We start from the raw sequence: 19,144 nt of genomic DNA on the forward strand, positions 1-19,144 counted from the left end.
TGGCGCCAGTCCTCTCAGAGCTCCTTCGGAAACCATAATGGCGAGCTGGCATCGCTCATCGTTCGGGTGAACACTAAAGAGAGTGGGTAGTTCCATCGGCTTACGAATGACGCCAATTGGCCAACTGCAATATTGGGCTGTGCTGATCTACGATCACGAGCATGAAGAACGCACATATCAATCCTTTCAGATATGCCTGGGCTTTGCTTGCGACAAGACGCCCGGGCCTTCGCTCGCATCCCGCCAATGCTCCTTGGTTCCGGGATTTATACAAGAACGATGCCTCCGCGGTGATGCATCGGGATCGGTTACCGGTGGCATTGATCACTGACGATTTACGAGAATACGAGGAAATCTGCGTCAATTTAGAGAAGGAACTCAAAATCTATCTCATCCAGTTAAATCAGGAGTCACATGCGTTGATTCGGTGAGGCCGATAAAAGAACAGCTTCGATGATGATGACGGCGGCTCATGCGCCCCAGATCGCCGTCGCCCGTGAAGACCTGGTTATCCCACTTGTGGTCAATGACATCGACCACGAAGTGGGCGCCTATACTGACACCAGCATGATCCCGTTAAGCAGAAGCAAAGAGTCTTGCTCGACGGAGCAAGACTTTTCCATGTTATTTTTTTGCCGGTGCGGAGCATCGCTGTGGCATTTGCAGGCTCGCATCGGAACGGCTACAGCAAGCTCTGGTCACCGAATATGCACCGGGCGCTGACCGCTGGCACAAGGACGAGAAAGCGTTCGGCAGGGTCGTGGGCATTTCGTTGCTGTCGGCTTGTACGTTCAGGCTGCGACGGCGGATCTGCAGCAAATGGGACCGCGGCTCGACGGTTGCAGCGCTCGGCTCGGCCTACGTGCTCTCGGTCCCGCGCCATCTGGGCGACCGCATCGTCACGGGCGATCAGCGTGTGCCAGGCCGCTGCGGAAAGGTGCAGTGCGACCATCGCAAGGATGATGCTTGACCCCACGACATGATATGGCGCGATACCGAACCAGCCGTAGCTCGCTACGAATCCGATGCAGGCCTGCGCTACGCAGAAGGCGTGATGAAGCACCGTTGCGGCCCATCCGACCCATGTGTCAAAAAAGCCGCCGTCGTGGCGACCGCTGCGACCTCACGGCCTTCCTGTTGCTCGGCGTCGGTCATGGCAACCCGCTCGGTCGCCCAGCTCGCGGCAAACGGCAAGCGGCTCAAGCCAAACGACGTCGTAGCGACGGGATCCTGTACGACGATCCTTCAGGTTCTGCCCGAGCAACATCTTGCTGTCTATTTCGAGCTGCTTGGCCAGGTCGGGCGCGTCTTTGCTTGAAACGAGTTAGAAATTGAAAGGACGAACTATGCGTCCGCAGCGAAACGGTGCTTGATATGTATCAAGTGTGATAGCGAGCAAAGCTTGTACACAGTTTGGGTTTCATCCTGTTAGTCGCTCCTATGATCACTCTATCGTTTGTTCTGACGTCCATCATCATTCTGCTCTCGCCGGGCCCGACCAATACGGTCCTCGCTGCGTGCGGTGCCTCGCTCGGGTTGCGACGAGCGGCCATCATGCCCCTCGCAGAGGCGATGGGGTATATCGTCGCGGTGTCAGTGTTTGCGACAGTCGCGGATTCGCTTCGAGGGAGCGCTGTGGCTTTTGCCACGATAAAGCTGACGGCAGCAGGCTGGCTGCTTTACTCGGCTTTCAAGCTCTGGGGGATGTCGTTCCACACGGACGCGCGGCCGGCGCGGGAGGCGTTTATTCGAATCTTCCTGACAACACTGGTCAATCCGAAGGCGATCCTGGTCGGTACCGTTCTCATTCCTGTAGAGGCGGTTCATTTTGCGATTTGGGTATTGACCTATGCGCTTCTTTCGACAGTCGCCGGTTTGGGATGGGTCGCATTCGGGGCGAGCCTACCGTTCAGTGTGCGTCGTCACACGTACAAACTGGCATCGCTGGTGCTGGGTGGATTTTCGTTGGCAGCGGTTGCGAGTGCGTTATCCATCTGAACGTCGCGGGCCAGAAGGTGGGGCTACTGGGGTCAAACTGCCCGAGCTCGCGAGACGGCAGCCTCTCCATCGACGACCGGCCTTAGTGGCGCCCATGATATGACATCGGATAATATGTTATGCCAGCTATGCACGCAGCACCTTCTGCGCCTGTGATCGCTGACCATCGAAAAGCACAAAACCGAGCTTCGTCCGCTCTTCGGATTAAATCATGGAACTGTAAGAGTTACCGTGGTTCGAGTCTCTTCAAGAGCTCGCATTCCCTTTTCCACCCCAGCGATGGTCACGTTGACTTCGCATGATTTGCAGCAAGATTGCGGCCTCGGCTGGTTCCGGCAAAATTTGCAGCAATATCGAAGCGGCGTTTCATGCTTGATTACGAAAGGATCAACGTCACGCTTTTCTGATTCAAAATCCTTGCGATCTTGGCCAACCGGTAGCTCACCTGGTAAAAGGCCAGGGCGATTGAGCTCCCTGGCCGCAGCGCCCTAGGCTGCGCCAAGCGGCGGTCCTGTGAAGCGGAGGCTGTACCTGCCGGCAGATTTCGCGATTTGGTCCATGTCCTGCGGGATTTGGAACTGGCCTGCAGCCATATCGGCGAAAAAGCCCTCGAAGCCGCCCGGCGTCAGGATCACGAGATGCCGTGAAGATCGGTTGCCAACAACCCTGAAGGTATGCTCCGTTCCGCGCGGCACGAAGACGGTCTCGCCCGGCTTCTTGGTAAATGTCTCACCCTCGATCCAAAATTCGCAAGAGCCGGAAAGAAGGATGAAGGTTTCCTCCTCTCTTTCATGAATGTGTCGCGGCGGCCCACTGCCGACCGGCGAGAAGCTGTCAACGATGGACATCGCCCCGCCGGTTGCTGCGGTCGCAAGAATGGTTCGGTAATGAACCCCGAGCCATTCAATCGTATCGGGGTATTCAAGTAGGTCAATCATCGTTTCCTCCGTTGTCGAATGAAACGAAAGCGCTTTCGTCTTGCAGTTCTTAGCATCTGGACCATTATTGGAAAAATCGTTTGATTATATAGAAGCTATCGGTGAAATGAATTTTGCGACCTTTGATCTCAATCTGATGCGGGTACTTGACGCGTTGTTGCGGGAAGGGTCGACCGTGAAGGCCGGCCAAAAGCTTGGAATATCGCAGTCGGCCGTTTCCGGCGCACTTTCCAGACTGCGTTATGCGCTCGATGATCAGTTGTTCGTTCGTCACGGCCAAGGTCTGCGTCCCACGGATTATGCGAGAAGTTTGGCCATGCCTCTTCGCGAGACGCTCGACAGAATGGAGGCGATGTTGAGTACCACCTCCTTTGATCCCAGGAGCGCCAGCATCACTCTTAAGCTCGCAGGCAGCGATTTTTTTGCCGAGATGCTGATGCCACGGCTGGCGCGAGAAATTCACGAACGTGCACCGGGTATTCGGGTACAATTGGTCGACCTCGTCCCAAACAGCTACATCGACTCTCTTGAACGGTATGAAGCCGACATGGCTCTCATTCCTGATGCAGAATTCCCAGACTGGATCGACCGACGTCCACTATTCCGATCGTCCTTCACAACTATCGCCCGCAGAGGAAACGCCTCAATATAAGCGGCCGGAATAAAGCTCGGCGAAACCTTGCCCATCGATCTGTTCTGCGATCTCGGACATATCCTCTTCTCGCCCGAAGGAAAAACGAAGGCCATGGGTGATGCGGCATTGGCCAAGATCGGACGCTCCCGGAAGGTAGTGATGACGGTTCCCGTTTTCTTCGGCGTCTGCCGGGCTGTGAGCGAGAGCGATCATATTGCACTCGTCCCGCGCCAACTGGCAGAGCGGTTGGCCGATCTTTTCGGGCTCTCCCTTTATACACCGCCTATGCCGCTTCCGCCGGCGCTTATTGTCGGTGTGTGGCACAAGCGCTCTACCGGGAACCCGGCTCATCGCTGGATCCGTAACCTGATCGCAGAGACATTGCTGCCGCTTAATGTCGGGGAGCAACCTCTACCAAACGAAACGCGTTGAGGGTGCTTTCCGCTGCCAATCAGCGCCGTGGTGGGCACCGCGTAAATCCGACAGTTCGGAACCGGAAGACGCGTCAAATTACAAACTGAAGAAGCTGCGAAAGGTCGGAGGCAGAACTTGATTCACTGGTGGAACTGAGGGCCACCAGCCGACTTGCCATACTCACTCCGCCAAAGCCTAGATAGACCACCGTGGCTTACGGCACCGTCACCAACTGAGTGCACAGATCACACGTTCAAAACCCCGACCGGATTCAATTTAATCATTCAAAACCCGCGTAGTTGGAATCCTCTCGCCAGAGGACAGGCGGCACATGGCCCGACTTAACGGCGAGGAATCTTGGGTAGCGCCTACTCCATTCAGCCCGCAGGATCGATCCTATTTGCCGAATGGAGTGGAAAGTCGAACGTTACTAAAATGTGCGTATGAAGAAGCTGCGGATCAATTTCGTCCAGATGCTCCTCGTGGTCGTCGGCTTTCTGGCGACTTTGGCCGTCGCCGTGAACATCCCAGATGTGCCGTCGGGTACGGGGCATGATGAACTGTACGGGATGGTGATTTCGATCACCTTGCCCGACAGGGTTGGTGATTGCGCCGGCATCGACCACGACATCGGAAGCAAGCAGAAGCACCTGCCAACCAAGCGCCACAAATGCTGCCACGTCGCCTGTGCTGTTTATGGCTTTGTCGGCTCGCTGTATCTCGCGCCACAACCCAGGAACGGGCACCCCTTTTTCGCGTCGCGACAGCCGATGCCTTCTCCATCCGACCCGCGAGACATTCAGCACCCCCCGAATACCGCAGTGGTCTGAGCCCACAAAGCGCCTTGGCGATCGGCGGGTCTTCTCGCTGAGCCCCTCTTGTTTCAGATTATAGCTGAACGCGCTACCAAGTCGCCCTGGGCCGTAATTTCCTGTTCCGATCCAACTCGAACCCTCTTTGTCTGTCCGAGCTCCCATGATCGGCGGCACGTTCGAAGGAGTTTTCGATGCTTATTAGCGTGACTGCTATCAACACCCTCTGCCAAGCTCCCCGTCGCCTTTGTCGAGTATTCTGGGCGTCGATCCCGAGTTCGATATGGCGCACATCATTCAATTTCGGCATCGCAGAAATATACCGAAGGACCACCACGAGTAGTATCCGAGTTCAGCGCCGTTACGCCTATTTCATGTGCGACCCGCCCAGGTTGTTGCTCATCAAAACGCTCCCATATCCGCTCAATGGCAGCGTCAAATGCAAAATCGACTCCGCCGTCGAGCCGCGGCACGATGAGGCGTGCGATCACGGCTGGATCCCAGTGGTGGATCCGATGCGGCCGCAGGATGCCTTCACCACCTGCCGCAAGTGTGGAGTAAGACGATAAGGGTTTTCCGATGGGCGACACGGGCTTCTGCGGCAAACGTCGTGCAGGTGCAGATCCTCATGCTCGGCCGTCTGCCCCGGCGATGCCCTTCTAGGCAGCCATGCTTGTCGTGTTCTGGCGAGAGTTCCGGAAATTACCTCATTGCGACGTGAAGGGTCCGCAGTGAGAGATTGTGGTAATCGTCGAGCGTGTCGAAGAGATAGCGGTTCTTGGCGCTTCGATAGATGAAGCGGTGAATGCGCCGGTCGAGCGCGAGCAGGGCGTCGAGGTCCGAGGGCAGGGACAGGGCTTTCAATGCTTCGATCAGCTTGCCGGCTTCCAGACGTTCCGGCTCGCATGCGTTCTGCCGCTAATCGGGTCGCCCAGGATTCGATCCTTGCCCGGGCTTCATAGATGGCCGTCAGGTCGCTGATGTCGATCCTGCTGACGAATGTGCCGCGACGCGCGTTGACATCCACAAAGCCATCACGCTGAAGGCAGGAACGCCTCTCGCACAGGCGTGCGGCCGACGTCCAGTCGGCTGCAAGGGGGCGTGAAGGAATGGCGTCGAAATAAAGCCCATGCCATGATCTTCGGCGCGAATTCTCAAACAGGTCAACTCTCGGCGACTCGAATGCTTGCAGCAGAAAGGAGCAATCTTGTGAGGCAATGATCCAAAAGATCAGGAACATTCACAAATGAGGCAATACCGCGTCTTAACCTGATCGTCGCGCTATACCTAAGGTCCGAGATTGACAGCATTCTGCAATTTCCCGGCGTCCTTGCGTGGTGGTGCGCCGAACAGCCTCTTGTATTCGCGACTGAACTGCGAAACGCTCTCGTAGCCAACCGCGTACGCCACGCTCGCGGCTTCCGAGCGATCGGCGATGAGGCGCCGACGTGCTTCATGCAGTCGAATTTGCTTCTGGTACTGAAGCGGACTCAATCCGCTGATCGCCTTGAAGCGGCGATGGAACACCGACACGCTCATGCCGGCCACCATGGCCATAGCTTCAATGCTCAGATGCTCCGTGTAGCGCTTCCGAATCCAAGCCATGGATCTGCGGACATGCGACAGGTGACTGCTGGTGCCGGCAATCTGCCGGAGGAGCGGGCCCTGTGGCCCCATGAGGAGGCGGAACATCAGTTCATGCTCCCTGTGATGCGCCATGACCGGGATTTCAGCTGGATGGTCGAGCAGTTCCGCGAAGCGCCGCCACGCCTCGATCAATGCCGGCCCAGCGGGGCTATATCCGAACCCTTTATCCAGTGGTGGTGCCGGCATGCCGCCCATCTCCTGGAGCAGCGCCGAAATGACGTCCGGATCGATGGAAAGGTTGAGCGCAATATAGGGCCGCTCCGGTGAAGCCTCGCTGATCTGCCCCATGGCAGCAAGTTCGGCTGCAACCACCATGCAATCGCCAGCACCATAATCTAGCACCTGGTCGCCGATGAAGACCTGCTTGGAGCCTTGCAGCACGAAGCAGACTACGGGATCGTAGACTAGCCATCCGGGCTCGGAGGGTCGGTCGAAGGTGCTGATTCTGACCCGCGGCAAAATGGGTTGCGACTCGCCGATATGGCGCAGAACAAGGGCTTGGAGTTGAGCAAGATCGGTCATGAGACCATTTGCTCCCGTGCGCCTGGAAACGTCAAGCGATCGGCAGGATTAGGCAAGCAATGAGCAGAATCGAGCATCGTCTCGCTGACACGCGACAGTCACATTGGGGTATCGCATACGGAGGGATATTACAATGCAGCAACGCAAGCTTGGGCGGCACGGCCTTACGGTCGGCGCCATCGGTTACGGTGCCATGGGTACCGCCATCGGTTACGGCCCTAGCGACGACCAGGAATCGATCAATGCGATCCGCCGCGCCCATGAACTCGGCGTCACCCACTTCGACACCGCCCGCATGTACGGCTGGGGTGAAGGTGAGAAGCTGCTTGGTGTTGCCCTGCGGCCAATTCGCGATCAGGTGACGATCGCAACGAAGTTCGGTCTGACTGAAAGCTACGCCCCCGACTCCCGGCCGGAGACCATCCGCCGGATCGTGCACTCCAGCCTAAAGAATCTGAACGTCGAGACAATCGATCTGCTCTACCAGCACATCCCCGACCCCAACGTCCCGATCGAAGACGTAGTGGGCGTGATGCAGGAGTTTGTCCAGGCCGGCAAGGTGAAATATCTCGGTCTCTCCAACTCGGACGAGGACACCATCAGTCGCGCCAGTGCCGTCGCCCCGATCTCAGTTCAGCAATATCAGTATTCTATCTTCGCCCGGGAGGTGGAGTCGCTCCTGCCTGTCCTTGAAGAACTGGGCATCGGCCTGGTTGCCTATTCGCCGCTGGCGCGTGGCTTCCTTACCGGGGGTGTCAAGTCTCGCGACCAGTACAGCGCCGATGATTTTCGGCAGAATCTCGGATGGTGGGCACCGGGGAATTTCGCCAAGAACGTGGAGATCGCAGAGGAGCTTCACTCGCTCGCCATGGCCAAAGGTGTCAACCTCTCTCAGCTTGCGTTGGCTTGGCTATTGGCACGAAAGGACTACATCGTCCCGATACCAGGCTCTCGTAACTCTCAACGTGTGGCGGAGAACATTTCTGCTGCTGAACTCGTACTCACCGATGCGGACCTCAAACGGATTGATGAGATCGCTCCTAAGGGGGGAATTGGCGGACTAGTCTGGGGTGAATAATATTCATGTTAGTCGATTTGTGATGGGGTGAGCTCGCCAATATCCTCGAAGCGAGCGCAAATGCGGCATAGCTGGAAGCACCTCTACGTCATCCATTGTGGAAACAGCGGAAGTAAGACAGACGAGCTGGAGCCCAATTAAGATCTCCGATTGTCCTTCGCTACGAGGTTGGCAATTTTGGCGACCTCTCGCTGTTCCTATCACGTCGTGGCAAAGAAATTGTTTGCTGCCGCCAGAAAACCTCCTTCTTGTCAAAGCCCAGGGCCAGCTTAGAAGGTCTACACATGCGGCAAAACCACTCCGGCGGGCTCAAAGGCAAGGTCGAACTCTCCGCCGCGATCCCGTTCGATGCAGCTTGCCATCGGCCGGCTGCCGATCCGGCGGCGTGTGCGCCGAGGTACGGGTGGGCCTCTGTACGGGGTCGAGTTTGAGGGAATATCGATCGAAACGGACCCGATTACTTGCGTCACCGACAAGAGGCAGCACATCCGCCGGTCGCGTCAAGACGTGCTAAGATGAAACAAACTAACAGGGAACAAAGGTGTCCATAAGAGGACCAGACAAACGCGAGGCCTCCAAGTCTTACAGACGGAGTGAGACTTAAAATCCTATTACCGGGCTTTGTTGAATAGATCTCGGGGCGAGCCTTCGCTGATAAGCGCATTGAGCATGGAGCCGGCCGCGCGCCGCTCTAGGCCCGTAAGGACGATCCTCTTGAACTCAGCGGGCTTGCCGCTGCTAGTGTCCCAGACCGACCAAAGCTTGTGTCGTTCAGGGCGCAGGATGTAGCGAACCGTGATTGGAGATTCCATTTTCGTATCCTTGATCGGATCGCTGATGGCTTCCGGCAAACTTTCAAGCGGAAGGGATCAGCTTTCCCGATCGGGTTTCTTTCTTGCTCTCATAGCAAAAACCCAACGTCCTTGCCCTTGAGATGTTCCCATACAACTTTGAAGCGCCCGATGAACATAGTTGAGCGAAGGCCATGACCCTCCGAGGAGGTTTATGGCCAAAGCGCGGTGGGATGAGGCGTGACCCTCAACGCACCGGCACCACTTGCGACCATCACGAACTGGCTGAATTCAATTCCAGCGTTCCTGAACTGGATGACTGGCTGCGTCGTCGCGCCCGCGCTAATCAGGCAGGCGGCGCATCCCGCACCTTCGTCGTGTGCGAGGGCGAGCGTGTCACCGCCTACTATGCGCTTGCCTTCCGCAGCGAAGCTGCCGGAAGCAATGGGCCGTTTCCGCCGCAACATGCCCGACCGGATTCCGGTTGCCGTCCTCGGCCGGCTCGCCATCGATCAGGCCTATCACGGGCGCGGTATCGGCAGGGCACTGGTGCGCGACGCGGGCCTACGCCTGCTCAATGCCGCTGAAGTTCTCGGTATCCGCGGCGTACTGGTGCATGCGCTCTCTGAAAATGTGCGAGCGTTCTATGAGGCGGTCGGTTTCCTGCCTTCGCCGTCCGGCCTGATGATGCTAATAGCTGGACTGCATGATCTCAACGGCGCGCTGAATTCCTGACCCGTCAGCTCGCTCTCACATTGGGGCCGATCTTGGTGTGAAGCGTCAGGAAAGCCGCTGCGCTTCTTCACGTCGGAAGCAAGGCTTGCCGACTGCTATGCCTATGGTTTGCCGTATCCTGACAACTATTATTGACGATTCATCTTCATGAAAATTGGGCCGCCTTTGGGGGGATGGGCGACCCAGTCCGGCTGCAGGAGCAGCCACGTAGGCGGAAAGGAATGCCTACGATTGGATGATATCACTCGATATTTTAGCTTCAACGAATATTTCGAATTAATTTATTGAACTTCTTAGCTAAACAAGGGCAAATTGGAGGATATGTGATCGAAGCACCAGGTTTGGCCAAGGCCGGCTGAATGCGGCCGAGTGGCCGGTGCACACGAATAGCGGCTTTCTCAAGCGGCTTCGATCAGAGCGACGCTGCCCTTGCCCTGCGATGTACGCCCGCCGCCCACTTATGTACAACCTCGACCCGTCCCGGACATAGGTTCGTCGCTCGTCTCGCGACGAACCGAGGAGACATCCAGCGTGTGGTGCACGTTGAGCTAGGCCGCCGCAACCGGCCCTTCAATGTCCTCGAACATCTGATTGAGATTGAGGAAGCAGACCATTCCCTGCTCAAGCGGGATGATGCCGTAGGCGTAACTGGCATCGAAGGACCGCGCAAGAAGGGGCAATTATTGAATGTCGCCGCTGGAAATCGACAAAATATCGGAAACCTGATCGACCACTAAGCCTACGGTACTCTTTCCGACTTCCGCAACGACGATGGCGCTGCGGCTCGCGTCGGTATGGCTGCGCATGCCGAGCTTGGCGGCCAAATCGATAATCGGGATGACCATGCCGCGAAGGTTCATCACACCGATGACCTCGGGTGGCGCATGGGGCAGCGGCGTTGCCGCTGCCCATCCCCGGATTTCCCGGATTGAAGTGGTCCTGATGCAGAATTGCTGATCGCCAGGGTGAAAGGCGATAATTTCCATGGTCTCCTGATCAGTCATCACTGTTTCTGTGCCGGTCATCAAAACTCCTCCCAGTCGCTTTTGGCGGCCAGTGCCGTGTTTCCGGCGAAGGCGCTTGAGAGCTTGCGGCCAAGTGCGCGCGCCGGCGAGGCGATCGGACGGTTGCTGGAGGTGACAGCGCGCGGCACCGATTGGCCAGCTTCGAGCTGGAAGCGGGCGATCAACCGGGCAAGGTTCGCTGCTTCATCGGCCAGCCGGTTGGTCGACGCCGTCGATTCCTCCACCATGGCCGCGTTCTGCTGCGTCGTCTGATCCATCTGGTTGACGGCCGTGCTTACCTCTGAAAGTCCCGTAGACTGTTCCTTGGCGGCGGTAGCGATCGAATGCACGTGTTCATTGATCTTCACGACATGGCCCTGGATCAGCGTCAGCGCCTCACCGGTCGCCGTCACCAGCTTGACGCCGGCTTCGACCTCGCCGCCCGAACGCGAGATCAGCGTCTTGATATCCTTGGCGGCAGTGGCGGAGCGCTGCGCCAGCTCACTGACTTCTTGAGCGACGACCGCAAATCCCTTGCCTGCCTCGTCGGCTCGGGCCGCTTCGACACCAGCGTTGAGCGCCAAGAGGTTTGTCTGGAAGGCGATTTCGTCGATGACATTGATGATCTGGCCGATTTCGCCGGAGGCCTGTTCGATGCGACCCATCGCCGAAACCGCTTCCTTGACGACGGGGCTCGATTGTTCGGTGCTGCGCCGTGCTTCATCGACCATGTGGCTGGCTTCCGTTGCCCGCTCCGTCGAACTCTTCACCGCTACCGTGATCTCTTCCAATGCCGAGGAGGTTTCCTCCAGCGATGCTGCCTGCTGCTCGGTCCGCTTGGACAGATCCCCGGACGCTGTTCTCATCTCGCCGGCGCCGCTGTTGATCGTGTCGATCGCGGCACGAACTTCGCCGAGCACCGTCCTCAGATTGGCCATCGTTGCATTGACGTTTTGCTGCAATTCGCCGAAGGCGCCCTGGAATTCGCCCTTCATGCTCTCCGTCAGATCCCCTTCCGGCAGCGCCGAGATAACCCGGCGGGTTTCAGCAACGCCGCGATCGACGGAGCTTACCAGTTCGTTCACCTGAGCGGCGAAACGGTTGAGGTCGGCATTGTCGTAATCCTTGGAAATGCGGCGGGTAAAATCGCCGGCAACCGCCGCAGAAACAACTTGCCCCATGCTTGATTGCAGAATCGGCGCTCTTGGCCTGCAGTGCCGATTCCCGCGCATTCATCTCGCGCACTTTGATGCCATTTTGCTTGAATACCTCAACCGCACGCGCCATTTCACCGAGTTCATTTCTGAGATCCGTGAATGGAACCGCGACATCGAGATTGCCGTCGGCGAGGGCGCGCATCGTGTGCGTCGTATTAGCGATTGGCGCTGCGATCCCGCGATAGAGAGCAAATCCGGCGATCAGCGCGAAAGCGGACATGCCCACGAGACCACCAATGCTAATCCAATCGGAAGAAGAGACTGCGGCCTTTCCGGCGGCGCTGCGTTCAATAATGAGAGAACGCTCCGCATCCTGAATTTCGTTGATCAGCCCACGCAAGCCGTCCATATAGGTTTTGCCGGCGCCTCGTGCTTCCATCGCTCGCGCTTCCTCGACCGTCTTGGAATCCCGCGTGAGCGCGATAACTTTTTCGGCAACATCATTGCGCCAACCCAGTGCACGGTCGTTCAAAGCCGCAAGCCGCGTCTGTTGCGCCGGGTTATCGGCCGTAAGTTCCTTCACTTGCGCAAAGCTGCTTTCGTAATCCTTGATGCCATTGTGATACGGCGCAAGGAAATCGTCCTTGCCTGAGACGAGATAACCGCGAACGCCGGTCTCCTGATTGGCCATGCTCAGCAGGATAGTTTTGAGGGAGAGCATCATGCGAGCTCGAAGCGGCGGATCTAAAATTTGCGGAAGGAATTATTCCAGCGGTCAATACACCCAGTAGAGTTTAGGTCCGCAGAGTTCATCATAAGGAAGAACCTGCGCGGCAGCGGGGCTCAGGCTTTATGAACCCCCCAGATGAGAACTTTCGATCACAGTCGCCGATAGCTTCGTGGTGGAATTGGTTTCACGAAGTGCTTGCGCGCACAGCGCCTCCAGGTAGTTCGTACATGGACCAGCCGGCTGCGGAGATGAGCACAGGTGGAATCTTTGTAGATCTTCAACAGTAAGGTCCTGGCCGGCCGCATTACCACAGCACCGAAGATTTTATCGATCATCTGAATAGCGAGATCGACGTCTTGTCGGTCGGGAAGGTGGAAAGGAATGCCTACTCTAGCGCGTTTGGCCAGGGCTGCGCCGAGCCCGAGCCGAGCGCTGACCAATGCACCCGATCCGGAACTCTTGAGTGGCCTCGACTGATCCCCTCGAGGGCAACCTGCACCGTCTTGCCGAGCACACCGCAGACCGGACTCGGTTCGCCGATTTTAGCATCTGACATTGCCTCATCCTTTCGCGGTTGAAAGACTCCAAAAATACTGCGGCGCGCAAAAGTTCCATTCTCCACATCCTGGGCGCGTCGAACCTTGCCTGGCAAGAAGTTGATTAAAATGCGCCCTTAAGTAGCAAAGTTGTTGAAGAAGTTTCGAGCTAACCTGTCTTCGGAAACAAGGCAGATGCAAGTCTCGAGGACAGCATGCGAAGTGTTCTGGGTGTTTTTTCGATCGATGATAGCCTCGGTGCCACTGCGATCCTGGAAGGGAGATCAAACCTTCCAATTGGAAAAGAGCTTCGAGCCGAGATTCATGTTCCAGGTAGACCGGTTATCAAGGCTAGGGCGTATAAAGCTTGGCCCGATCCAAGGCCTTATGAGAATTACTTTTTTGTAGGGGTAAACAAAGCAGATCTGATTGATGGAGCAGCCGTTACGCTTGAGCTTTGTGGCGATTGAACGACGGCGGAATTTGGGCTGTCTACCGGGCCGAAAATGAGCAGTGATCAGCTTTCCAGTAGAGTCAATCTGCAATGACGCGTCTCTAGCTGCGTTGTTTTTCCGCATCCGATTGCTGCGGAATCCTCAGTTTTATACTCAGCCCATGCGTTTTCCAGTGGCGAGCGATTGAACCCTTGATGGCATCGATGGCCGCACGCTCAAGTCGTGACCCGAAACCGTTCGGCCCGGCGGGGACCTTAACGGGAGGTCCGCCCGTCTCCTTCCATTCCAACGAGAGACCATCTTCCTCCCGCACGTCAACTTCGATATAGCCTTCGGCTGTCGAAAGCGCTCCGTACTTTATCGAATTGGTGACGAACTCGTGAAGAAGCAACGCGAGCGGAGTAAGCAAGGAAACATCCACGGAAATGTCATCTCCTTTCACGGCAATGCGTTCATTCCCCTTGTCCTGATGAGCGGCGGAAATAGCTTCGACAAGAGCAAAAAGGCGTACCGGACCACTCGACTCCGAAACGCTGTCCGCGCCCGGCAGAGTAAGACTATGGGCTGCGGCCAAAGCGCTAATGCGGGCGCGCAGATCGCTGGCCAAGCTTTTGACGCTTGTTGCAGTCCTTTCGCTCAAGGAAACGAGGGCATTCATGACAGCAAAGAGATTCTTTATGCGATGGTTCATTTCCCGCAGCAAAAGGTCCTGCCGCTCAACCAACTGATTTCGCTCCGAGATGTCGCGCACGATCTTGGACGCGCCGAGAATGGTGCCATCCTTGTCTCGGACAGGAGAAACGGTGAGCGAAATGTCGACCAGGGTCCCATCCTTGCGGCGCCTCACTGTCTCAAGATGTTCAATCCGCTCACCGGCTTGGATGTGGGCAATGATGGTCGCTTCTTCATGCAAAAGTTCGGGCGGAACAATGATGGTGATGGGCTGACCGACTGCTTCCGACGCGGCGAATCCGAAAACTCGTTCGGCGCTGTTGTTCCAGCTTGTGATAATGCCATCCACGGATTTGCTGATGATGGCATCTTCGGAATTTTCGACAATTGCTGCGAGCCAAGCCTCAGCCGACAATAGACCGATCGCCGGACGTCCGGTCTGGGCCTCATTGACACGAGGCTCTGAGGCAGTGCACGCGGGATCCACGTTTTTGGGCTCTTGTGACAATTCTTCCTCCTGCTTTTTTGTTCGTTAGAGGATACGCAACTCTAATGAGCCTCAATGGCAGCCTCTCCGCAATACATTGCAGCGGCCAGCTGCTGGCCTGAAAGATCGATGGGTGCAATAGCTTATCGTACGCGTTGAATATTGGGAGTCCAGTCTAAGGCGCATAGAGGTGATCGAGCGCCGCCAATTTTACGAACCTCCATAGCTGGTGTTGCGCACGGAGCGTCTGGTATTCAAGCGAATGACGCTGCGGAACTTTTCTATTGGCGAAGTGTTCGAGTGCTCCAGTATCCGCAACTTTCCTTGGGCTTTGGAGTGCAGATAGGTGCCGATATAACTGCCGGCGATCGGACCTTAGTACGAGTAGCAATTCTGACAAACTCAACAGTCCCTTTTTGAGAGAACCATGCGAATCCTTGTCGTTGAAGATGAGTTTCTTATTGCAGTTGATACCGAGTACACCTTGCGCTCATGGGGTTACGACGTCGCTGGGCCCGTCAACAACGCCGCAGCGGCTTGGCGCGTACGTTGATATCGCCCTTATCGATGTTAATCTCAGCGATGGACCTACCGGCCCCGCATCGGCTGCCTATTTGAACCAAATGCACGGTGTCACCGTCATATTCACGACTGCCAATCCGGAGATGGTCGTCGCGCATCCGCATGCAATCGGTGTGCTTCCCAAGCCCATCTATGGCCCTGATCTACTCAGCGCGATCGAGTATGCCATCGCCTGCCGCAAGGGTGAAGCCGTCGTGCCACCCACCTGTCTCAAACACGCTTAAACATCAATCTCGGCGCTCTGATGCGGGATGACCTGCATCAGGCTGCGATTGGACCATATCCACGAGGAGCAACCATGGCAAAGTCGGCCCCCCAATCATTTTCTATGTGGCGAAATCTGTACGCCGGCTCCTTGGCAAAAGACCTGTTCACTTCACCCTATTAATGTTGAAGCTACTCCGTCGATTTACGAGATGCCTTGACGCGGCCATTATGGAGAGCTTGCGCAGGTTATCGATGTCGACTTCTCCGTGGCGATACATCCTGATGATGAAGGCGGCAAATTGCTTTTTCATTTCCCGATCGGCAGCGAACCAAGGTTGGCGAGAGACATAGCGATAAATGTCGCGCAACGCGGCAACTTCTCCAGGCTGGAAAATGCCTTCGTTGAGCGGGATGACGCACGTTATCGTTCTCCGTCAAACAGAGCATGGGACAATAGGATTTTTTAGGAGCTCGAGCCTCCGTTCCGAGGCTTCTACAGGTGTACGACTATAGCGCGAACCGTTAGGTCCGGGCAAAGAATGAATTGGTGCGCCAAGAATCCCGGCGAGTTCCTGGGGACTGCCACACTCGATCGACAGCACGACCTGGAAATGCACTCGCATCAGGCAATCTGCGCAGGCGTCCCGCTCTACGCCTGTCTATCTACCTCGCTGTCGTCGTCGAACCGAGTGCCGGCAGATATCCGTGCGTCTCCAGCCACTCTTGGACGACGTATCGGATCATTTCGTTTCTCGTTTTGCCGACTTCGTCACCGATGCCGGCTATCGCATCTTCCACATCGCCGTCCAAAACGACCAGGGCGGAATTTCGGAGCATCGGCGCAGTTCGCCTCAACATAATCTGGAGTTCTGCGCGCGAGATATCGGCGATGTGCTTGGCGGCATCTTCAAGTAGGGCGGCGTGATCGCGCGTCGTCATCGGAACTCTCCTTCCGCCGTGCATGCCCCAAACGATGGAGGAACATATGCGCTATGAAGATTGTTCCACTGGGCCTTGCTTTAGGAAGGTATTTGGGGCCGTTGGTCATCCCTTGCCTGCGACTGCGTGAAGAAACTAAATATTTACAGGTCGGCGATTCGACTCCGTTCAAGGCGCTCGCCCTGGATACTGCAGAGTCGGACATTTGAGTCCCATCAAGATTGTAGCTAACGGCAGCGATCGAGGCACCTCAGATAATCGCGCGCATGAAGGCAATGGCTCATTCCAGAGGTCGGTGTCTTGTGTGGTCCAGGCAAAGTTCTCATCGCAAGCGGCGGGTGGAGGTGATAACCGTGTGCGTGCCCAAGCTAGGGTTTCTGCCTGTATAGGATCATGCTGGCATGGTGCAGCGTATCATGATCGACGAACGTGCCGTCGGCGGTGAAGCCGGTGTCGTCCCAGTAATCGATGTGGTTGCCAGTGATGGCGTACCGGCCCTGATAAGCGCTTTGGCGATTGCCGCGGGCTTCATCATAGCGCCCTGTTGGTAGGAGTTCGTGACGGATGTGGCCGTCCCCTGTAACCCATAGGCCGACATAAGGATGGTTCTGCGTTTGAGAATGGATGGTCGATTGGGCGGGCATTTCGTCCTCTGCTTTCGCGATTTAGGCCAGTGCGCGCAGAAACGTGGCAGTGGCAATAATTGTAAGCACGGTGATAGGGAGACGATTGTTCATGCTGAGCCTCCCCTGGTTTGTCTCACCGTGTTCTGCGCTGCGTATCAAAACGTTGTCCGTGTCGGGCGGACGACGATTTCGTTCACATCGACATCCTCAGGCTGTTCGATGGCAAAGCGGACGGCGCGGCCGATGGCGTCAGGGGTGAGCGAGATCGTGCGGTAGGATTTCATCGCTTCGGCCGCGACCGGATCGGTTATGGCGTCGGCAAGTTCGCTTTCTACGACACCCGGATGGATGCAGGTGACGCGCAGCCTGTCGTTCTCCTGGCGGAGCCCATCGGAAATTGCACGGACAGCGAATTTGGTCGCGCAGTAGATAGCTGCGGTCGGCGAGACCGATAGGGCGCCGATCGAAGCAATGTTGACGATATGGCCGGAACCGCGCTCGTTCATGTCCTGAAGCACGGCAGCTATACCGTAGAGCACGCCCTTGATGTTGACGTCAACCATCCTGTCCCATTCGTCCACCTTCACAGACGACATGAGCGACAGCGGCATCACGCCCGCGTTGTTGACGAGGACGTCGATGCGACCATGTTGCCTGCGTGCTGCGTCTGCAAAGGCTGCGACATCCGCACGGTCGGTCACATCGACCCTGTGGGTCCTGACCTTGCCACCGAACCGCCGGATTTCTTCCGCGACGTTTTCCAAACGGTCGGTGCGACGGGCGCCGAGCACGACGGTTGCGCCTGCCTTCGCGAGTTCGTGGGCTATGCCGACGCCGATGCCGCTGGATGCACCGGTGATGAGGACGACCTTGTCCATAACGTTTCCTTTCGCTGTTTTACGATTGCACGGAACGTAGCCATGCGACATTGTTGCGATAAGTCACCTTTTCGTTCACGCAGAGGAAAGAAAGGCTAACCAATGTTGCCGGATTTCAATGCGCTCGCGGTTTTCGCCCTTGTCGCAAAGGAACGCAGCTTTCGCGCTGCCGCAGATCGCATAGGCGTGACGCGTTCCGCCGTCAGTCAGACGATCCGTAAGCTGGAAGAGACGCTCGGTATAGCGCTCGTAAACCGCACGACCCGCAGCGTGGCGCTGACGGAAGCGGGCGAGAGGCTTTATGCTGAGGCCGCGCCGATGTTGCTTGAAATGCAAGCCGCGCTTGAGGCAGCAGCAAGCCTGGGCGGAGCGCCGCGCGGTCGGCTCACACTTGCGGTGTCGTCTATTGCCGAAAGCTTTCTGTCTGGTCCCCTGCTCACATCCTTTCTGGATCGGTACCCGGACGTGAAGATGCATATCACCGTTACCGACGAGGAATTCGATATCGTTGCTCAGGGATACGATGCCGGGGTGAGGCTGGGGGAGGTGATTGCACAAGACATGATCGCTGTGCCGGTTTCGGGTGAACAACGCCAACTGGCCGTGGCATCGCCCGCCTATCTAGAACGCCATGGAATACCTCGGCACCCAAATGAACTTGCAAACCGCCGCTGCATCGGGTGGCGCCGCTCGGCAAATGTTGCGCCGTATCGGTGGGAGTTCTCAGAGGACGGACAAGAGTTTTCGGTGGCGGTGCCGGACACGATCACCACGACCGACATGGCGTTGATGATCAAGCTCTCGGTTGCGGGTGCCGGCATCAGCTTTGGCATGGAAGACAGTTTCCGTCCGGCGATAGCACGTGGCGAACTCGTACCGGTTCTGGACGAGTTCTGCCCGCGCTTCCCTGGCTTTTATATTTATTATCCAAGCCGCCGCAACATGGCGCCGAAACTCAGAGCTCTGGTGGAGCATTTGCGCGGCATTCGCTGAGTGCAATTGATAACCAATTGGTATCATTCCCAAATCGCACTTTAACCTTGAACCCACCCCCCTACAGCTATGTGGCGGAGAAGTTGGAATGTCCGCTGTGGTGCAAAGTAGAAATGTCCGTTTGGGCGTCCACACGGCAAGCTGACCAGCCCCGATCTGAGCGGATCCCGGTTGCAAGATCAGATCGGGGCGGGTGGGGAACACCCCCTTCGGCTTTAGATCCCATGAGGAGTGAACAGCGGCCGACGCTCTGGCAGAGTGAGGCTGCATCAAAGCACTCGCTCAGGAGGAGCAGGTTATGGAACCCAC

Annotated in this window: 16 protein-coding genes and 7 pseudogenes; 10 read left to right on the forward strand and 13 right to left on the reverse strand. The window is 56.8% G+C overall.

Annotation, left to right across the window (positions count from 1 at the left end; translation table 11 throughout):
• Window positions 1-161 precede the first annotated feature (161 nt).
• Both GGD50_RS30700 and GGD50_RS33070 read left to right on the forward strand, forming a co-directional pair.
• Complete coding sequence (locus GGD50_RS30700; protein WP_183940949.1) at window positions 162-431, forward strand: hypothetical protein; 270 nt, start codon at window positions 162-164, stop codon at window positions 429-431.
• Between the two features lie 201 nt (window positions 432-632).
• Window positions 633-877, forward strand: a pseudogene (locus GGD50_RS33070) (alpha-ketoglutarate-dependent dioxygenase AlkB); the annotation flags it as partial.
• Here GGD50_RS33070 and GGD50_RS33075 read toward each other — a convergent pair.
• Window positions 869-1,087, reverse strand: a pseudogene (locus tag GGD50_RS33075) (hypothetical protein); the annotation flags it as partial. The pseudogenes GGD50_RS33070 and GGD50_RS33075 overlap by 9 nt on opposite strands.
• Window positions 1,088-1,153: 66 nt before the next feature.
• On the opposite strand from GGD50_RS33075, the gene GGD50_RS30710 reads away from it, so the two are divergent.
• Window positions 1,154-1,318: a hypothetical protein gene (locus GGD50_RS30710; protein WP_183940953.1), complete on the forward strand. Its 165-nt coding sequence runs from the start codon at window positions 1,154-1,156 to the stop codon at window positions 1,316-1,318.
• Window positions 1,319-1,440: 122 nt separating this feature from the next.
• Window positions 1,441-1,998 (forward strand): LysE family translocator, encoded by a 558-nt coding sequence (locus GGD50_RS30715; RefSeq protein ID WP_183940955.1) that lies wholly within the window; start codon window positions 1,441-1,443, stop codon window positions 1,996-1,998.
• Window positions 1,999-2,486: 488 nt separating this feature from the next.
• Here GGD50_RS30715 and GGD50_RS30720 read toward each other — a convergent pair whose 3' ends face one another.
• On the reverse strand, window positions 2,487-2,936 hold the full coding sequence (locus GGD50_RS30720) for a cupin domain-containing protein (RefSeq protein WP_183940957.1): 450 nt from the start codon (window positions 2,934-2,936) through the stop codon (window positions 2,487-2,489).
• Between the two features lie 136 nt (window positions 2,937-3,072).
• Here GGD50_RS30720 and GGD50_RS33080 point away from each other — a divergent pair.
• Together GGD50_RS33080 and GGD50_RS30730 are read left to right on the forward strand one after the other, a co-directional pair.
• Window positions 3,073-4,002, forward strand: a pseudogene (locus GGD50_RS33080) (LysR family transcriptional regulator).
• A 425-nt stretch (window positions 4,003-4,427) separates the two neighbouring features.
• Entirely contained in the window at window positions 4,428-4,814 is a 387-nt protein-coding gene (locus tag GGD50_RS30730) for a hypothetical protein (protein WP_183940959.1), read from the forward strand.
• A gap of 275 nt (window positions 4,815-5,089) precedes the next feature.
• On the opposite strand, the gene GGD50_RS30735 is transcribed toward GGD50_RS30730, so the two are convergent.
• The 3 genes from GGD50_RS30735 to GGD50_RS30745 form a co-directional block, all read right to left on the reverse strand.
• Window positions 5,090-5,287: a hypothetical protein gene (locus GGD50_RS30735; RefSeq protein ID WP_183940961.1), complete on the reverse strand. Its 198-nt coding sequence runs from the start codon at window positions 5,285-5,287 to the stop codon at window positions 5,090-5,092.
• A gap of 211 nt (window positions 5,288-5,498) precedes the next feature.
• Window positions 5,499-5,660, reverse strand: coding sequence for an FCD domain-containing protein (locus GGD50_RS33085; protein WP_246451640.1), 162 nt, complete (start codon window positions 5,658-5,660; stop codon window positions 5,499-5,501).
• A gap of 423 nt (window positions 5,661-6,083) precedes the next feature.
• Complete coding sequence (locus GGD50_RS30745; RefSeq protein WP_183940963.1) at window positions 6,084-6,965, reverse strand: AraC family transcriptional regulator; 882 nt, start codon at window positions 6,963-6,965, stop codon at window positions 6,084-6,086.
• A gap of 133 nt (window positions 6,966-7,098) precedes the next feature.
• Here GGD50_RS30745 and GGD50_RS30750 point away from each other — a divergent pair, with 133 nt between their 5' ends.
• Together GGD50_RS30750 and GGD50_RS30755 are read left to right on the forward strand one after the other, a co-directional pair.
• Complete coding sequence (locus GGD50_RS30750) at window positions 7,099-8,043, forward strand: aldo/keto reductase (RefSeq protein ID WP_183940965.1); 945 nt, start codon at window positions 7,099-7,101, stop codon at window positions 8,041-8,043.
• A gap of 1,031 nt (window positions 8,044-9,074) precedes the next feature.
• A pseudogene (locus GGD50_RS30755) lies at window positions 9,075-9,569 on the forward strand (GNAT family N-acetyltransferase).
• Between the two features lie 548 nt (window positions 9,570-10,117).
• Here the strand turns inward: GGD50_RS30755 and GGD50_RS30760 are convergent.
• The 5 genes and pseudogenes from GGD50_RS30760 to GGD50_RS30780 form a co-directional block, all read right to left on the reverse strand.
• A pseudogene (locus GGD50_RS30760) lies at window positions 10,118-10,594 on the reverse strand (chemotaxis protein CheW).
• Window positions 10,594-11,968 (reverse strand): annotated as a pseudogene (locus GGD50_RS33305) (methyl-accepting chemotaxis protein); the annotation flags it as partial. The pseudogenes GGD50_RS30760 and GGD50_RS33305, both read right to left, overlap by 1 nt.
• A 159-nt stretch (window positions 11,969-12,127) precedes the next feature.
• Window positions 12,128-12,454 (reverse strand): annotated as a pseudogene (locus GGD50_RS33610) (CHASE3 domain-containing protein); the annotation flags it as partial.
• Between the two features lie 391 nt (window positions 12,455-12,845).
• Complete coding sequence (locus tag GGD50_RS30775) at window positions 12,846-13,016, reverse strand: hypothetical protein (RefSeq protein ID WP_183940967.1); 171 nt, start codon at window positions 13,014-13,016, stop codon at window positions 12,846-12,848.
• 535 nt (window positions 13,017-13,551) lie between these two features.
• Window positions 13,552-14,631: a sensor histidine kinase gene (locus GGD50_RS30780; RefSeq protein ID WP_210319020.1), complete on the reverse strand. Its 1,080-nt coding sequence runs from the start codon at window positions 14,629-14,631 to the stop codon at window positions 13,552-13,554.
• 593 nt (window positions 14,632-15,224) lie between these two features.
• Here GGD50_RS30780 and GGD50_RS30785 point away from each other — a divergent pair.
• A complete protein-coding gene (locus tag GGD50_RS30785) occupies window positions 15,225-15,416 on the forward strand; it encodes a hypothetical protein (RefSeq protein WP_183940969.1) in 192 nt (63 codons plus the stop codon).
• A gap of 646 nt (window positions 15,417-16,062) precedes the next feature.
• On the opposite strand, the gene GGD50_RS30790 is transcribed toward GGD50_RS30785, so the two are convergent.
• From GGD50_RS30790 to GGD50_RS30800, 3 genes are all read right to left on the reverse strand, one after another.
• Window positions 16,063-16,338 (reverse strand): CopG family transcriptional regulator, encoded by a 276-nt coding sequence (locus GGD50_RS30790; protein ID WP_331371228.1) that lies wholly within the window; start codon window positions 16,336-16,338, stop codon window positions 16,063-16,065.
• Between the two features lie 368 nt (window positions 16,339-16,706).
• Complete coding sequence (locus GGD50_RS30795; protein ID WP_183940971.1) at window positions 16,707-16,982, reverse strand: Atu4866 domain-containing protein; 276 nt, start codon at window positions 16,980-16,982, stop codon at window positions 16,707-16,709.
• Window positions 16,983-17,119: 137 nt separating this feature from the next.
• Complete coding sequence (locus tag GGD50_RS30800; protein WP_183940973.1) at window positions 17,120-17,842, reverse strand: SDR family oxidoreductase; 723 nt, start codon at window positions 17,840-17,842, stop codon at window positions 17,120-17,122.
• A 102-nt stretch (window positions 17,843-17,944) separates the two neighbouring features.
• Here GGD50_RS30800 and GGD50_RS30805 point away from each other — a divergent pair, with 102 nt between their 5' ends.
• Window positions 17,945-18,835 carry a LysR substrate-binding domain-containing protein gene (locus GGD50_RS30805; RefSeq protein WP_183940975.1) on the forward strand — a complete coding sequence of 297 codons (891 nt, stop codon included), beginning with the start codon at window positions 17,945-17,947 and terminating at the stop codon, window positions 18,833-18,835.
• The last annotated feature ends 309 nt before the right edge of the window (window positions 18,836-19,144 follow it).

The organism is Martinezella paranaensis, from assembly GCF_014200235.1.
In the GTDB taxonomy this organism is placed as follows: domain Bacteria; phylum Pseudomonadota; class Alphaproteobacteria; order Rhizobiales; family Rhizobiaceae; genus Rhizobium; species Rhizobium paranaense.

Coding starts and splice junctions, on each gene's coding strand:
- GGD50_RS30750 (WP_183940965.1), top strand. CDS start 7,099: ATGCAGCAACGCAAGCTTGGGCGGCACGGCCTTACGGTCGGCGCCATC.
- GGD50_RS30710 (WP_183940953.1), top strand. CDS start 1,154: ATGGCAACCCGCTCGGTCGCCCAGCTCGCGGCAAACGGCAAGCGGCTC.
- GGD50_RS30745 (WP_183940963.1), bottom strand. CDS start 6,965: ATGACCGATCTTGCTCAACTCCAAGCCCTTGTTCTGCGCCATATCGGC.
- GGD50_RS30720 (WP_183940957.1), bottom strand. CDS start 2,936: ATGATTGACCTACTTGAATACCCCGATACGATTGAATGGCTCGGGGTT.
- GGD50_RS30775 (WP_183940967.1), bottom strand. CDS start 13,016: ATGTCAGATGCTAAAATCGGCGAACCGAGTCCGGTCTGCGGTGTGCTC.
- GGD50_RS30700 (WP_183940949.1), top strand. CDS start 162: ATGAAGAACGCACATATCAATCCTTTCAGATATGCCTGGGCTTTGCTT.
- GGD50_RS30795 (WP_183940971.1), bottom strand. CDS start 16,982: ATGCCCGCCCAATCGACCATCCATTCTCAAACGCAGAACCATCCTTAT.
- GGD50_RS30800 (WP_183940973.1), bottom strand. CDS start 17,842: ATGGACAAGGTCGTCCTCATCACCGGTGCATCCAGCGGCATCGGCGTC.
- GGD50_RS30790 (WP_331371228.1), bottom strand. CDS start 16,338: ATGACGACGCGCGATCACGCCGCCCTACTTGAAGATGCCGCCAAGCAC.
- GGD50_RS30715 (WP_183940955.1), top strand. CDS start 1,441: ATGATCACTCTATCGTTTGTTCTGACGTCCATCATCATTCTGCTCTCG.
- GGD50_RS30730 (WP_183940959.1), top strand. CDS start 4,428: ATGAAGAAGCTGCGGATCAATTTCGTCCAGATGCTCCTCGTGGTCGTC.
- GGD50_RS30805 (WP_183940975.1), top strand. CDS start 17,945: ATGTTGCCGGATTTCAATGCGCTCGCGGTTTTCGCCCTTGTCGCAAAG.